This is a genomic window from Streptomyces sp. NPDC002265 (assembly GCF_040296125.1).
Lineage (GTDB): Bacteria > Actinomycetota > Actinomycetes > Streptomycetales > Streptomycetaceae > Streptomyces.
The window spans coordinates 1-14,796 of sequence record NZ_JBEOWS010000249.1 but is presented as its reverse complement, the minus strand read 5'-3'; the positions used below and the strand labels follow the sequence as shown (position 1 = coordinate 14,796).

The 14,796-nt window shown below is 73.3% G+C and carries 15 protein-coding genes; 7 read left to right on the top strand and 8 right to left on the bottom strand.

The features are described from left to right. From ABT085_RS32630 to ABT085_RS32620, 3 genes are all read right to left on the bottom strand, one after another. The coding region (locus tag ABT085_RS32630) for a reverse transcriptase-like protein (RefSeq protein WP_351616112.1) at positions 1–618 on the bottom strand (618 nt) is incomplete at its 3' end. 12 nt (positions 619–630) lie between these two features. Continuing rightward, positions 631–1,374: a zinc ribbon domain-containing protein gene (locus ABT085_RS32625; protein ID WP_351616120.1), complete on the bottom strand. Its 744-nt coding sequence runs from the start codon at positions 1,372–1,374 to the stop codon at positions 631–633. Next, on the bottom strand, positions 1,371–2,234 hold the full coding sequence (locus tag ABT085_RS32620) for a Nif3-like dinuclear metal center hexameric protein (protein WP_351616109.1): 864 nt from the start codon (positions 2,232–2,234) through the stop codon (positions 1,371–1,373). Before ABT085_RS32620 ends, ABT085_RS32625 begins: the two co-directional genes overlap by 4 nt. Before the next feature lie 198 nt (positions 2,235–2,432). Here ABT085_RS32620 and ABT085_RS32615 point away from each other — a divergent pair, with 198 nt between their 5' ends. Together ABT085_RS32615 and ABT085_RS32610 are read left to right on the top strand one after the other, a co-directional pair. Further along, entirely contained in the window at positions 2,433–3,611 is a 1,179-nt protein-coding gene (locus ABT085_RS32615; RefSeq protein ID WP_351616106.1) for a hypothetical protein, read from the top strand. A gap of 97 nt (positions 3,612–3,708) precedes the next feature. Next, positions 3,709–3,864 carry a hypothetical protein gene (locus ABT085_RS32610; RefSeq protein WP_351616103.1) on the top strand — a complete coding sequence of 52 codons (156 nt, stop codon included), beginning with the start codon at positions 3,709–3,711 and terminating at the stop codon, positions 3,862–3,864. Between the two features lie 105 nt (positions 3,865–3,969). Here ABT085_RS32610 and ABT085_RS32605 read toward each other — a convergent pair whose 3' ends face one another. From ABT085_RS32605 to ABT085_RS32595, 3 genes are all read right to left on the bottom strand, one after another. Continuing rightward, positions 3,970–4,914 (bottom strand): 3-oxoacyl-ACP reductase, encoded by a 945-nt coding sequence (locus tag ABT085_RS32605; RefSeq protein ID WP_351616100.1) that lies wholly within the window; start codon positions 4,912–4,914, stop codon positions 3,970–3,972. 25 nt (positions 4,915–4,939) lie between these two features. Next, on the bottom strand, positions 4,940–6,016 hold the full coding sequence (locus tag ABT085_RS32600) for a Zn-dependent alcohol dehydrogenase (RefSeq protein ID WP_351616098.1): 1,077 nt from the start codon (positions 6,014–6,016) through the stop codon (positions 4,940–4,942). A gap of 158 nt (positions 6,017–6,174) precedes the next feature. Next, entirely contained in the window at positions 6,175–7,035 is an 861-nt protein-coding gene (locus ABT085_RS32595; RefSeq protein ID WP_351616095.1) for a MaoC/PaaZ C-terminal domain-containing protein, read from the bottom strand. Between the two features lie 469 nt (positions 7,036–7,504). Here ABT085_RS32595 and ABT085_RS32590 point away from each other — a divergent pair, with 469 nt between their 5' ends. The 4 genes from ABT085_RS32590 to ABT085_RS32575 are packed head-to-tail and all read left to right on the top strand — an operon-like array spanning position 7,505 to position 11,285. Then, on the top strand, positions 7,505–8,407 hold the full coding sequence (locus ABT085_RS32590; protein WP_351616092.1) for an ABC transporter ATP-binding protein: 903 nt from the start codon (positions 7,505–7,507) through the stop codon (positions 8,405–8,407). Continuing rightward, positions 8,407–9,123: an ABC transporter permease gene (locus tag ABT085_RS32585; protein ID WP_351616089.1), complete on the top strand. Its 717-nt coding sequence runs from the start codon at positions 8,407–8,409 to the stop codon at positions 9,121–9,123. Before ABT085_RS32590 ends, ABT085_RS32585 begins: the two co-directional genes overlap by 1 nt. A 15-nt stretch (positions 9,124–9,138) precedes the next feature. Further along, positions 9,139–10,593: a histidine kinase gene (locus ABT085_RS32580; RefSeq protein ID WP_351616117.1), complete on the top strand. Its 1,455-nt coding sequence runs from the start codon at positions 9,139–9,141 to the stop codon at positions 10,591–10,593. Between the two features lie 59 nt (positions 10,594–10,652). Beyond that, positions 10,653–11,285: a response regulator gene (locus ABT085_RS32575; RefSeq protein ID WP_351616114.1), complete on the top strand. Its 633-nt coding sequence runs from the start codon at positions 10,653–10,655 to the stop codon at positions 11,283–11,285. A 123-nt stretch (positions 11,286–11,408) separates the two neighbouring features. On the opposite strand, the gene ABT085_RS32570 is transcribed toward ABT085_RS32575, so the two are convergent. Next, entirely contained in the window at positions 11,409–12,221 is an 813-nt protein-coding gene (locus ABT085_RS32570; protein WP_351616086.1) for a hypothetical protein, read from the bottom strand. Further along, entirely contained in the window at positions 12,221–12,760 is a 540-nt protein-coding gene (locus ABT085_RS32565) for a SigE family RNA polymerase sigma factor (protein ID WP_351616083.1), read from the bottom strand. The genes ABT085_RS32570 and ABT085_RS32565 overlap by 1 nt, the downstream gene beginning before the upstream one ends. A 282-nt stretch (positions 12,761–13,042) precedes the next feature. Here ABT085_RS32565 and ABT085_RS32560 point away from each other — a divergent pair, with 282 nt between their 5' ends. Continuing rightward, positions 13,043–14,782 carry an MFS transporter gene (locus tag ABT085_RS32560; protein WP_351616080.1) on the top strand — a complete coding sequence of 580 codons (1,740 nt, stop codon included), beginning with the start codon at positions 13,043–13,045 and terminating at the stop codon, positions 14,780–14,782. The last annotated feature ends 14 nt before the right edge of the window (positions 14,783–14,796 follow it).

Here is a 14,796-nt window from a genome sequence, read left to right as displayed (position 1 = left end):
GGTGCCGATACCGATGCCGGTGTCGGCCACGCGGGTGCCCGTGTCGGCGGTGGGGCGGCGGGCCGCGAGTGCCGCCCGTGCCCTCGCGGCGCCCGCGACGGCGTCGCCGGGCGGGCCCGTGGGCTCGGGGGCCGCGGACGCGGCGGCCGCCGACCTCGACGCACGGGTGTCCAGGTCGGCGGTGGACGCCGACGCGGACCACTGCTCGCCCCGCTTGCCCGCGTCCATCGCCTCGTTCGCCAGCCGGTCGGCGTGCTTGTTGCGCTCGCGGGGAATCCACTCGTAGGTGACCTGTGCCGACGGGAAGATCCGCGCGGCCTCGGCCGCGAGCGGCTTCATGTCGGGGTGCTTGATCTTCCAGCGGCCCGACATCTGCTCGACGACGAGCTTGGAGTCCATCCGGACGTGGACCTCGGCGGACGGGTCGAGTTCATGGGCGGCACGCAGCCCGGCCACCAGACCCCGGTACTCGGCCACGTTGTTCGTGGCGACGCCGATGTACTCCGCCCGCTCGGCGAGGGTCTCCCCGCTCGCCGCGTCGATCACCACGGAACCGTAGCCCGCGGGCCCCGGGTTGCCCCGGGAACCGCCGTCGGCCTCGACGATGAACTCCCGCACGCCCAAGGCCCCTTACAGGCCGGAGTCGGACGTACGCACCAGGATGCGGCCGCAGTTCTCGCAGCGGACGACCTGGTCCGGGGCGGCCGCGCGGACCGCGTTGAAGTCGGTGATCGACAGCTCCTGGCGGCAGCCCTGGCAGGTGCGCTGGTACAGCTTGGCCGCACCGATGCCGCCCTGCTGCCCGCGCAGCTTGTCGTAGAGCTTGAGCAGGTCGGCGGGGACGGAGGCGGCGACGACCTCGCGCTCCTTGGTGACCGTGGCGGCCTCGGAGTCGATCTCCTCGAAGGCCGCGTCCCGGCGGGCCGTGGCGTCGTCGATCTTCGACTGGACGGAACCGACCCGCTCGGTCAGCTCGGCCACCCGCTCCTGCGCGGACTCACGGCGCTCCATGACCTCCAGGACGACGTCCTCCAGGTCGCCCTGGCGCTTGGCGAGGGAGACGATCTCCTTCTGGAGGTTCTCCAGGTCCTTGGGGGAGGTGACGGCGCCCGAGTCGAGGCGCTGCTGGTCGCGGGCGGCGCGCTGGCGGACCTGGTCCACGTCCTGCTCGGCCTTGGTCTGCTCGCGGGCGCAGTCGCTCTCCTCGGTCTGCGCGGCCACCAGCAGGTCGCGCAGCTGCGTGAGGTCCTTGGTCAGCGACTCGATCTCGGCGTGCTCGGGCAGCGACCGCCGCTTGTGCGCGAGCTGCTGGAGGCGGACGTCGAGGGCCTGGACGTCGAGGAGTCGGATCTGGTCGGCGGGCGCGGCGTTCAGTTGGGGGCTCCAGGGGTGTTCGTCGTGGTGGACGCCGCGTGGGCGGTCCAGGGGTCGGTGACCGTCTTCGAGACGTGGACGCGCAGGTCCCATCCGTGCCGGTCGGAGATCTCGTCGAGCTGGGCGGCCGCCAGCTCGCACCAGGGCCACTCGGTGGCCCAGTGCGCCGCGTCGAGCAGCGCGAGAGGACTGTGGGCGGTGCCCGCCAGGAACTCGGACGCCGGGTGGTGGCGCAGGTCGGCGGTGAGGAAGGCGTCGACGCCCGCCGCCCGCACGTGGTCGAAGAGGCTGTCGCCGGAACCGCCGCTGACCGCGACCGTGCGCACGATCTGCTCGGGGTCGCCCGCGACGCGGATGCCCTGCGCGGTGGCGGGCAGCCGCTCGGCGGCGCGGGCGGCGAACTCGCGCAGCGGCAGCGGGTGGTCCAGTTCGCAGACCCGGCCCAGGCCGCGGCGGCCCTCGGGGTCGGCGGGATCCGGTACGAGCGGACGCATCACCCGCAGGTCGAGCGCTCCGGCGAGCGCGTCGCTGACGCCCGGGTCGGCCGTGTCGGCGTTGGTGTGGGCGACGTGCAGCGCGATGTCGTTCTTGATCAGGGTGTGCACCACGCGGCCCTTGAAGGTGGAGGCCGCGACCGTCGTCGTACCGCGCAGGTAGAGCGGGTGGTGGGTGACCAGCAGGTCGGCGCCCAGCTTCACCGCCTCGTCGACGATCTCCTGGACCGGGTCGACGGCGAACAGGACCCGGGCGACCTCCTGGCCGGGGTCTCCCACGACGGTGCCGACCGCGTCCCAGGACTCGGCCCGCTCGGCGGGCCACAGATTCTCCAGCGCGGCGATGACTTCAGACAGACGGGGCACGGGTGCAAGGCTACCTGGCCGTTCTGCCCGGCCGTACCGGCTCGGGGCGAGGCGGCCGGGACCGCCGCCGGTCAGCACACCGGCCCCGCCCCCCTCAGCTGAATCGCTTCTGCACTACACGTATGTGTGAAGCGACCGCCCGGCGGCCGCATGTCCGCGCGCACGAAAACTAGCTTCGTCGCCGGAGGTGACCGGACGATGACGGCTTGTGCGATCGAACCCGCGGCGACCGACGAGGACGACGGCGCGCCACGGCCGGGCTGCACGATCACGGCGGACGGCGCCTACGCCGCCCGTCTCGCGCGCTCCGGCGGCTCCTGGCTTCCGGAGCGCTGGACGCTCGACGGCCCCGAGCCCTACGCCGTGCCGCTGCCCGGCAACCAGCCCGAGGAGCCGGGCACCGAGGTCCAGCCCATGGAGGACGGGCGGGTCCTCATCCGCCGGGCGGTGGACGGCCGGCACGTCTTCTCCCTGCTCTACCCCACCGGCCCGGACACCGGTGAGCTGCCGCTGGGCTCGGTCGGGTGCCCGGACGACGGCACCCGGCTGCGGCTGCTGCCCCCGGCCCCGGGCGGCCGGCGGGCGTACGCGCTGGCCGTGGGCCCGCGCTCCACGGCGGTGTGGCTGGTGGCGGGCGGCGCCTTCGGGCCCGAGCACCTCGCCGAGCTCCCCGGACGCTGCTCGGGCGGGGCGTGGCTGGACCGCACGGGACGGATGCTGGCGCTCGACCGGGAGCTGGACGGCCGGACCAAGGCGGTCGTGGTGGATCTGGAGCGCGGTGGCGAGGTGTCGCCGCTGCTCCAGATCGCGGCCGACAGCGACGACCGGGTGCTGCTCGCCGACGCCGACAGCGGGCTGCTGCTGATCCGCTCCGACGCGCCCTCGCCCGGTGAGCACCGGCTGGGCTGGGGGGTGCTGGGCAGCTCGCTGCCGGTGCGCTTCCCGGAGTGTCTGCGGGTGGCGGCGTGCGCGGTGACGCCGTTCGCGATCCAGCCGGAGCAGGTGCTGACGCCGGAGAGCTGTGCGGTGGCGCTGCGCATCGACGGGCCGCTCGGCAGCTGGGTCGGGGTGTGGCGGCCGGCCGAGCGGCAGATGCATCACCTTCCGGCGCCCGAGGGATGGCTGACGGGCACCGGGCTGTGGACGCCGAACGGGGTGCTGCGACTGCCGTACGCCACGCAGTCGGTGCCGTGCGCGGTGGCGGAGATCCAGATCCCGGCGGCGCCGCGCGCGCTGTGGCCGGGGCCGGCCGGACAGGGGGCGCCCACGGGGACCCCGGAGCCCGGGGAGCTTCCGGAAGAGGAACCTCCGCAGCCGGTCGCACCCCGTCCGGTGCCCTTGCAGCAGGCGCCGCAGGCGCGTCATGTAACGAACTAGTGCCGGTTGGCGTGGTCGCCTGGATCCGGGCCGAGGCGCGTTGGTTAAACTCACCCGGCTGTTAAGAAGGATCATGTTGACGGGGTGAAGTTTTCCGATGAGCGACGCAACCACGACGCAGCCGCTGTCCTCCGACACCTGGGAGGACTCCGGCCACGGCAGGCACCGCGGTCAGACCGCGGCGCAGGACACGGAGACGGCTCCTCACGGCCGTCACCGCAGGCCGACCGAGGACGTCGAAGCGCCTGCCTGACAGTACGCCGCAAGGGGCCCGCACACCAGAGGTGAGCGGGCCCCTTCCGTTTCCCCGGGAGCCTCGTCCCGTGTCCGGCGTTCCCCTGAAGCCCTCTTGACGTGTCTAACGGCGCCTGAGTCCCAGTACCTCCGCCGCCGCGAACGTCTCCGCCGGGGGCCGGTCCGCGTAGTGCGGGGTCAGCAGGGCGTCCAGCTCGTCGTAGCTGAAGGTGTCCTGCTTGCTGTCGAACTGCACCTGGACGCGCGGCCGTTCGACGACCGCCACCATGCCGCCGTGGACGACGAGCAGCTGCCCGTTGATCCGCGCGGCGGCCGGTGAGGCGAGATAGCCGACGAGCGGGGCGACATGCTCCGGGGCGAGCGGGTCGAGGCCCTCGGCCGGCGGCTCGAAGCCCGCCCCGGAGAAGACGTCCTCGGTCATCCGGGTGCGGGCGCGCGGGCAGATGACGTTCGCCGTCACCCCGTACTTGGCGAGGGCGAGGGCCGTGGAGGTGGTCAGGCCGACGATTCCGCCCTTCGCCGCCGCGTAGTTGGGCTGGCCGGCGGAGCCCGCCAGGAAGGCCTCCGAGGAGGTGTTCACGATCCGCCCGTAGACCGGCGCGCCCGCCGCCTTCGACCGCTCCCGCCAGTGCGCGGCCGCGAAGCGGGTCGTGTTGAAGTGCCCCTTGAGGTGGACCCGGAGCACGGAGTCCCACTCCTCCTCGGACATCGAGAACACCATCCGGTCCCGCAGGATCCCGGCGTTGTTGACCAGGATGTCCAGTTTCCCGAACGCGTCGACCGCCGCGGCCACCAGCCCGCGGGCCTGCTCGAAGTCGGCGACGTCCCCCGTGTGCGCGAGGGCGTGGCCGCCGGCCCGGCGGATCTCCGCCACGACGTCCTCGGCGGGCCCGGCGCCGGCCGCGCCCGAGCCGTCCCGGCCGGGCTGCCCGAAGTCGTTGACGACGACGGCCGCGCCCAGCCGGGCGAGCTCCAGCGCCTCGACCCGGCCGAGACCGCGGCCCGCGCCGGTGACGATCGCGGACCGCCCCTGAAGTGGCAGTGACATCGGGTTCCCTCCCCTGCTGCCGGTCTCAGATCTCGATGCAGGTGCGCAGGGCCGTCCCCGTGCGCATCTGGTCCAGGGCCTCGTTGATCTCCGCCAGCGCGACCCGGTGGGTGATCAGGCCCGCCAGGTCGATCCGGCCGGCCCGCCACAGGGCGATGGTCCGCTCGTAGGAGCGCAGGACGTCTCCCCCGCCGTACATCGAGGGCAGGATGCGCTTCTCGTCGAAGAACAGCTCGAACATGTTCAGCTGGAGCTGGTCGTCCATGGCTCCGGCGCCGACGACGACGAGCGTGCCGCCGCGCCGGGTGTTGTCGTACGCCGTGCGGGCGGTGGCGGACCTGCCGACGACCTCGAAGACGTAGTCGAAGCCCTCGCCGGCGGTGACCTGCTGCTTGGCGCCGGGCAGTTCCTCGGGCGAGACGGCCTGCGTGGCACCGAACCGCAGAGCGGCCTCGCGGCGGGCGGCGACCGGGTCGACGGCGACGATCTCGGCGGCGCCCCTGAGCCGTGCCCCCTGGATCGCGGAGATGCCCACGCCTCCGCAGCCGATGACGGCGACCGACGAACCGGCCGTCACGTCCGCGGTGTTGAGGGCGGCGCCGAGACCGGTGGTGACCCCGCAGCCGATCAGGGCGGCGATGTCGAAGGGCACGTCGTCGGGTATCGGCACCGCGCAGCCGGCGTCGACGACGACCTCCTCGGCGAAGGTGCCGGTGCCGGCGAAGCCGAAGACGTCCCCGCCGGGGCGCCGGAAGTTGGGGGTGCCCGCGTTCATGAACCCGGCCAGGCACAGCTCCGTCTGGCCGCGCCGGCAGGCCGGACACGCCCCGCAGGCGGGCAGCCAGCAGACCACGACCCGGTCACCGGCCTTCAGCCCGGTGACGCCCTCGCCGACCTCGGTGATCTCGCCCGCGCCCTCGTGTCCGGGCACGAACGGCGCCGGCTGCGGCAGCACCCCGTTCATCGCGGACAGGTCCGAGTGGCACAGGCCCGTGGCCCGGACCCGGATCCGCACCCTGCCCGGGCCGAAACCCACCGCCTCGACGTCGTCGAGGACCTCCAGCTTGTCCTGGCCGATCTCGTGCAGTACGGCTGCGCGCATGGTGCGGCTCCCCTCGGCGGTGGCTTCGACAGCGGCTTGTTCGTCGGTGGCCTCTTCGGCCGCGGCCGCCTCGGCAACGAACGCTTCGGCAACGGATGCTTCGGCAACGGTCTGTTCGTCGGCGGCCTGTTCGTCGGCGGCTTGGGCGGTGTGCAGGCTCAGGAGTGGCGGACGACGGTGTCGGCGAGGACGGGGGCGTCGTCCCGGTCCACGGAGCTCACCGCGATGCGGACCTCCCCGTCCCGCGGTCCCCACATACGGATGCGCAGGCTCTCGCCCGGGTACACGACCCCGGCGAAGCGGGTGTCGTAGCCGTGGACCCGGGTCACGTCACCGCCCAGCAGCGTGTCGACGACCGCCTTCAGCGCGATCCCGTAGGTGCACAGCCCGTGCAGGATGGGCCGCTCGAAGCCGGCGACCTTGGCGAACTCGGGGTCGGCGTGCAGCGGGTTCCAGTCGCCCGAGAGGCGGTAGAGGAGCGCCTGGTCCTCACGGACGGCCCGCTCCACGACCCGGTCCGGCGGACCGGCCGGGGGTTCGAGGCGGGCGGACGGACCGCGGTCGCCGCCCCAGCCGCCTTCCCCCCGTACGAAGATCTGCGCGTCGTTCGTCCACAGCGGGCCGTCGGCATCGGCGACCTCGGTGCGCATGACCAGCACGGCGGCCTTGCCCTTGTCGTACACGGCGGCGATCGTGCCGGTGCTGGTCGCGGTGCCCTGGACGGGCAGCGGGCGGTGGACGGTCAGCGACTGCCCGCCGTGCAGCACGCGGGCGAGGTCGACCTCGATGCCGGGCATGGACAGTCCGCTGATCACACCGGGCTTGCCGCCGCCCGCGACGGTGGCGAAGCTGGGCAGGACGTGCAGCCGGGACTCCAGCGTGTAGCGCAGCTCGTCGGGGTCGGTGGCGGGGATTCCGGCCCCGATCCCGAGGTGGTAGAGCTGGACGTCCCTGCTGTCCCAGCTGATCTCGCCAATGCGGGGTGCGGCGGCGAGGGCCTTGGCTGCGTCGATGGGCACGGGGGCTCCTGAGGGTGACGGCCGGCCCGGACGGCGGACGGGACGGCGGACTCGTACGGACGGCGTGGGCGGCTGACGCGGACGGCTGGTCGGGAGCGGCTGACGCGGACGGCTGGTCGGGAGCGGCTGACGCGGACGGCTGGTCGGGGGCGGGCGGTCCCGGCGGCGGGCAAGACCCCGGCACGACCGTCCGCACCGTCGGCCGCACCGAGGTCGTCACGAGGCCACGGAACCCGCCGGATCTAGAACGCGTTCCATAGGGCGACCCCTTGTATAGCCCAGGCCTCGGCAGTTGTGAAGACTCCTGACGCAGCGTCAGCTCTCGTGTCGGACAACCCCGCCCCGGTGCGAGCCCGGCACCGGAGCCCCGGCCCGGACCCGACCGGCCCACGCCCCGTGACATTTGTCCTGTCAGAGTCCGTACAAGCGCCTCTGCCCGGCCGGCACCCCGATCCGTAGCGTCGACGGCATGACACAGACACAGTCGGCCGTGTCCTTCACGGGGGTGGTCAAGGCCTTCGGCGCGGTGCGCGCCGTCGACGGCCTCGACCTGGAGATCGCGCGCGGCGAGACCGTCGCGCTGCTGGGCCGCAACGGGGCCGGGAAATCCACGACGATCGCGCTGCTGCTCGGGCTGTACGAACCCGACGCGGGCACGGTGGAGCTGTTCGGCGGCCCCCCGGAGCGCTCCGTACGCGCAGGCCGGGTGGGCGCCATGCTCCAGGAGGCACGGGCCGTCCCCCGGGTGACGGTCCGTGAGCTGGTCTCGTTCGTGGCCGGCCGCTATCCGGCACCGATGCCGGTCGGCCGGGTCCTGGAGCTGGCCGGTGTCGCCGACCTCGCCGGGCGGCGCGTGGACCGGCTCTCCGGCGGCCAGCTCCAGCGGGTGCGGTTCGCGCTGGCGCTCGCGGGGAACCCCGCGCTGATCGTCCTGGACGAGCCGACCGCCGCGCTGGACGTGGAGGCGCGGCACTCCTTCTGGGAGTCGATGCGCGGCCTCGCCGAGCGTGGCCACACCGTGCTGTTCTCCACCCACTACCTGGAGGAGGCCGACGCCCACGCCGACCGGATCGTCGTCGTCGACCGCGGACGGATCGTCGCCGACGGCACGGGCGAGCGGCTGCGGCAGGCCGCGGGCGGCACCCTGGTCTCCTTCGACCTGGCCGGCCTCGACCCCGACGGCCTGTCCCTGCTGCCCGGCGTGCGCACGGCCGAGGTGTGCGGTCAGCGGGCGCTGCTGCGCTGCGACGACTCCGACGCGACGGTGGTCGCGCTGGCGCACCTGGGCGCGATCCGGGGCCTCGAGGTCGTCCCGGCCTCGCTGGACGACGCGTTCCTCGCCCTGACCTCACGTGACACGGAGACGGTGTGATGCTGGACTACCTGTGGCTGGAGACCCGCCGGACGCTGCGCGACACCGGCTTCGTGATCGGCGGGATCGCGATGCCGGTGATGATGTACCTGCTGTTCACCAACCTCGGCGAGGCCGACGGCGGCTGGCGGACGGCGTCCATGGTCGGCATGGCCGCGTACGGCGCGGTCGGTTCCGCCCTCAACACCGGCGGCGGGGTCGCCGAGGACCGGGCGATCGGCTGGCTGCGGCAGCTCAGGGTCACCCCGATGACCGCGCGCGAGGTGGTCGTGGGCCGGGCGCTGACCGGCTCGGTCACCGTGCTCCCGGCGATCGTCGCGGTGCTCGCGGCGGGCGGCCTGGTCAACGGCGTACGACTGGCGGCCTGGCAGTGGGCGGCGCTCGCGGTGCTGCTGTGGCTGGGCTCGTTCCCGTTCACGCTGCTCGGCCTCGGCAACGGCTACCGGCTGACCGGACCGACCACGGCCGTGGTGAACATGGTGTGCAACCTGGGCCTCGCGGTGGTCGGCGGCCTGTGGTTCCCGGTCGAGCTCTTCCCCGGCTGGCTACGCGCCCTCTCCGCCTGCACCCCGGCCAACCGCTTCGCCCGGCTCGGCCTGTCCGTCGCCGACGGCCACGCACCCGCGCCGGACGTGATCCTCGTCCTGGCGGCCTGGTTGCTGGTGTTCGGTTCGTACGCTGTCCTGTCGTACCGGCGGTCCGGACGGACCGCCTGATCGGGGGAACACATGATGTCCTGGCTCCACGAGGCCGCCCACCGGGCCGACGCGCCACGCAAGGCGGTCCGCCGCGCCTGGCGGCGGCAACGGCTCCACCGGCAGGACCACAAGCGCCTGATGGCGGAGTTCCGTGCCGCGCGCAAGGCGGGAAAGGCGCAGGAGCACCCGGGCCCGCCGCCGAGCGGCTTCACCCTGCTGCCCTGGCTGCTGATGGGGATGGGCGCGTTCTCCAACCTCTTCCAGGGGGAGACGTCCAACCCCTGGATCGGCGGCCTGGGGCTACTCACCTTCAACTCGCTGTACATCTACGTGGTCTTCCGCGCCTTCCACAAAGAAGTTCGGGAGTCGGTGTCGACCCGGGTGGCGCTGGCCCTGCTCGCCGCCGTGACCTGCGCGCTCGCCATCGGCTACGGCGGCAGCTGGATGCTGTTCTTCCCGCTGCTGGGCCTCGCGACGGGAGCGGTCCTGCGCGTGTCGCACCTGCGGTCCTTCGGCACGGCGGTGGCGGTGCTCGCGGGCGTGGTCTCCTGCACCCGCGACGGCTGGAGCGGCCTCAACATCGCCTACGCCACCTGGATCTCGACGATGGTGACCGCCGCGATCCTGTCCCTCTCCGAGGCGGTACGGGAGCTGCGCGCCGCCCGGGAGGAACTGGCCCGGCGCGCGGTCGAGAAGGAGCGGCTGCGCTTCTCCCGCGACCTGCACGACCTGCTCGGTCACACCCTGTCGGTGATCGTGGTCAAGTCGGAGGCCGCACGGCGGCTGGCGCCCGGGGATCCGGCGGCCTCGCTGGCCCAGATCGCGGACATCGAGTCGGTGGGCCGCCAGGCGCTGACGGAGATCCGCGAGGCGGTCACCGGCTACCGCGACGGCAGCCTGGCCACGGAACTGGACCGGGCCCGCTCCGCCCTGACCGCGGCCGGCGTCGAGCCCTCGGTGCGGCAGTCGGGGCCGCCGCTGGTGTCCCAGGCCGAGGCCCTGCTCGGGTGGGTGGTGCGCGAGGCGGTGACCAACATCGTCCGGCACAGCGATGCCGCCCACTGCGACATCGTCATCTCCGGGGGCGAGGAGCAGGTGCGGCTCACGGTCACCGACGACGGAACCGGCCCGGCGGGCGCAGCCCGGAGCCCGGCCGGGAGCGCAGACGGGACGTGCGACGGGCCGACGGCGGACGGAACGCCGGACAGGGGCACAGGGAGGGACAGGGGCGTAGGCGGGAGCACCGGCACGGGCACCGGCATCGGCATCGGCATCGGGACGACGGCCGGGGCGACGACCGGGACGACGGACGGTCCAGGGCCCGGGGTCGTCGGCGGCACCGGTCTGAAGGGCCTGACGGAACGTCTCGCGGCGGCGGGCGGCTCCCTGTCGGCCGGGCCCGGCCCCCGGGGCGGCTTCGTCGTACGGGCGCAGCTCCCGGTGGCCGCGGTGGAGCCGGAACCGGACGGGGTGGCGGCGGGCGCGTGAACGGGCCCGGGACACAGGCGGACTCCGGCCGTCCGGCCTACCCTTGACCGGTGAACGAGATGCCCCGGGACCACCGGCCCGCGAAGTCCATCAGGGTTCTGCTCGCGGAGGACCAGGGAATGATGCGCGGGGCGCTGGCCCTGCTGCTGGGCATGGAGGCGGACATCGACGTGGTGGCCCAGGTGTCCGCCGGGGACGCCATCGTGGACGCGGTGCTGATGCACCGTCCGGACGTCGCCCTCCTCGACATCGAGCTGCCGGGGCTGAGCGGTCTGGACGCCGCCGCCCGGCTGCGCGAGGAGGCGCCCGACTGCCGGGTGCTGATCCTGACCACCTTCGGGCGGCCCGGGTATCTGCGTCGGGCCATGGAGGCGGGTGCTGCCGGCTTCCTCGTCAAGGACGGGCCGGTGGAGGATCTGGCGGTCACCATCCGGCGGGTGCTGACCGGGGAGACAGTGATCGACCCCGCGCTCGCGGCGGCCGCGCTCAGCGCGGGGCCGAGCCCGCTGACCGCCCGCGAGTGCGACGCGCTCAACGCCTCCGCGGACGGCGCGACCGTCGCCGACATCGCCGCCCGGCTGCATCTGTCCGAGTCCACCGTCCGCAACTACCTCTCCTCCGCCATCGGCAAGACCGGCACCCGCAACCGCATGGAGGCGATGCGGGAGGCCCGCCGCCAGGGGTGGCTCTGACCGCCGGCCGCCCCCGGCGCCACCCCCTCCCTGCCCTCCTCTCCCTCCCCTCATTTCTTTCTTCTCTTTCTTCTCTTTCTTCCTTCTCTCTTCCGGGTCGCCCTCGCCGGAGCCGGCCTTCGGCTACCGGGTCACCTTCACCGACTCGAACGACGTGCCCTGCGGGGCCAGGCACACGAACCAGCTGTCCGGGGAGCCCTGCGCCGACCGGATCGCGAACTCGTCGGCCGGGGTCTCGTCGCCGGAGTCGGCGGCAGCCCTGCCGACCACCGTCGACGTCCCGTCCTTCCAGGTGCAGGTCACCTGCCGGGCGGTCTTGGCGACCCGGCCCACGACCAGGCGCTGCGGCCCCTTCGAACCGGGCTCCAGCGGCATCGCGGCGCTCTCCAGGTCGTCGCCCGCCTGCACGTCCCCGGCGTCGGCCGACTTGTGCATGCTCCAGGTGTTCTCCGCCTGGGAGTTCCGGTACACGAAGAAGGAGGTCTTGCCGACGAGGTCGGACGCCGTACGCGCGTCCACCGGCATCTCCCCCTGCTGGACCATCTCCGACAGCTGCGCCTGTGCCTGCGCCGCGTCGCGCGGGGCCGCCCACACATCGACGTAGACCTTCCACGGCCTGCCCTGGTCGGTGCCGTGCGCCAGCACGGTCCGGTGCCCGAGGAGGCCGGGGGGCGTCGGCTGCGCCGGCGCCGTCACGGCGGGTGCCACCCGGCCGCCGCCAGGCGTCCCGGCCAGCGCCAGCGTCCCGGCCGTACCGGCGACGACCAGGGCGGTGGCCGTCGCGAGCGCCCAGCGACGGGCCCGGCGGCGCCGGCCGCCGCGGACGACCGCCTCGGTGGGAACTGTACCGATCTCGACCTCGTCGGCCGCCTCGGCCAGCATCAGGGCGATGTCGTGGTTCGTCATGTGGTGGTTCGTCTCCCGGTCCGCGCTCATCACTTCCGCCCTTCACTTGTCAGCGTGTCGGCCAGGCCCGGTATGGCACGGAGTTTCGCGATCCCCTTGGCCGCGTTGCTCTTCACCGCGCCGACCGAACAGCCCATCGCCTCGGCCGTCTGGCTCTCGGTCAGGTCCTCCCAGTACCGCAGCACCACCGCCTGCCGCTGCCGCGGGGGCAGCTGGACGAGCGCCTTCAGCAGGGCGTTGCGGTCGTCGGCCTGGGAGATGCGGTCACCGGTGTCCGCGATCTCGTGCGCGAGGCCCGAGTCGTCCCTCGGCGCCAGGAACTCCCGCAGCTTCCTGCGGTGCCTGCGCGCATGTGCGTTGATCATCACGCGTCGCACATAGGCCTCCGGGTCGTCGGCCGAGCCGACCCTGCGCCAGGCCACGAAGGTCTTCTCCAGCGTCGACTGGACCAGGTCCTCCGCGGCGTGCTGCTCCCCCGTGAGCAGGAATGCCGTACGCATCAGCCGCGGCCAGCGACCGGTGACGAAGGCCCGGAACTCCTCGTCCCGGACCGAACTGCGATCCCCCATGGGCACCTCCTAGATGTCAAAAGGAGTCCGCGGGCCGCCCGAACCGTTGCCTCGCCCGCGAAGAACACCGAACACCGGCACGTGATCCCGGTCACGGCAGCGCCCACCTCCGGCAAACCCGTCACTCACCCAAGAGAAGGTCAAGGATTCGTTAGTTCCCCAAAGCATCGGAATAGTTGCCCAGGGGCACGGGGTTCAAGCTGCACGTATCCGCGGGGATCTTCACTGCCGATCCCCGCGCGGATCCCCCTCGACTTACTTCCGGCCTGGAGGCCTTTCTCAATGACGCACACGCCGACCGACCAGCCCGCCCGGCGAGCGAGCGGGGCCGTCGTCCCGGTCCTCGCCTTCGCGGGCATCGTTGTCGCGGTGATGCAGACCCTGCTCGTCCCGGTCATCAAGGACCTGCCCCAGCTGCTGGCCACCGAGCCGAGCAACGCCACCTGGGTCCTGACCTCGACGCTGCTCGCGGGAGCCGTGGCCACACCGATCATGGGACGCCTGGGCGACCTGTACGGCAAGCGGCGGATGCTGATCCTCAGCCTCGCCGTGATGGTGGTGGGCGCCCTCGTCAGCGCGCTCACCAGCGACCTGATCGTCATGATCGTCGGCCGTGCGCTCCAGGGCTTCGCGATGGGCGCGATCCCGCTCGGCATCGGTCTCATGCGCGACATGCTGCCCCGCGAGAAGCTCGGCTCGGCGATGGCCCTGATGAGCTCCTCGATCGGCGTCGGCGGCGGCCTCGCGCTGCCCGGGGCGGCCCTCGTCGCCCAGCACGCGAACTGGCACACCCTCTTCTACGGCGCCGCCGGTCTCGGTGTCGTCGCCATCGCGCTCACCCTGCTCGTCGTCCCCGAGTCCCCGGCCCGCGCGGAGGGCTCCTTCGACCTGCCGGGCGCGCTCGGCCTGTCCACCGGCCTCGTCCTGTTCCTGCTGCCGATCACCAAGGGCAGCGACTGGGGCTGGTCCTCCGGCACCACGCTCGGCCTGTTCGCCGCGGCGGTCGTGGTCCTGCTCCTGTGGGGCCTGATGGAGCTGCGCGTCGCGGCACCCCTGGTGGACCTGCGCACCACCGCCCGCCGCGAGGTCCTCCTCACCAACCTCGCCTCGATCATGGTCGGCGTCAGCTTCTACGTCGTCTCACTCGTCCTGCCCCAGCTGCTCCAGCTGCCCACCGCCACCGGTTACGGCCTCGGCCGGTCGATGGTCGTGGCCGGTCTGTGCGTGGCTCCGCTGGGTCTGACGATGATGTTCACCGCACCGGTCTACGCCCGCCTCTCGGCCCGCTACGGCCCGAAGACGACCCTGATCATCGGTCTGCTGGTGATCGCGGCCGGCTACGGCGGCGGGCTCGGCCTGATGGACGCCGCCTGGCAGACCGTCGTCACCTCCGTGGTCCTCGGCGCCGGTATCGGCCTGGCCTACTCCTCGCTGCCCGCGCTGATCGTCGGCGCGGTGCCGGCCTCGGAGACCGGCGCGGCCAACGGTCTCAACACTCTGATGCGCTCCATCGGCACGTCCGTGTCCAGCGCCGTCATCGGCATGGTGCTGGCGAACACGGCGAACCACGCCGGGGGCACGGCCTTCCCCAGCCTGCACGGTTTCCACGTCTCCTTCCTGATCGCGACCGGCGCCGTCGCGGTCGGCCTGCTGCTGGCCGTGTTCCTGCCGGGACAGCGCCGGTCGGGCACCCCGCAGCTGCGCGCGAGCAGCGAGGAGGACGCCAACCTGGAGCGGGCCGAGGAGGTGCTGCGCGGCTTCCGCGGCCGGGTCCTGGACGCCGGGGGCTCCCCGGTCGCCCGCGCGAAGGTCACGCTGATCGACCGCAGGGGCCGCCAGGCGGGCGCCACCGTCTCCGCGGAGGACGGCAGCTACGCGCTCGCGGTCCCCGCCGAGGGCCCCTACGTGCTGGCCGCCAAGGCCGTGGGCCACGCCCCGCTCGCCTCGTCGGCGACGCATCCGGGCGCCGACCGCCCGGTGGACCTGGACCTGTCCCTGCCGGGCGAGACCGTCCCGGCCTGAGGACCGGCGCCCGC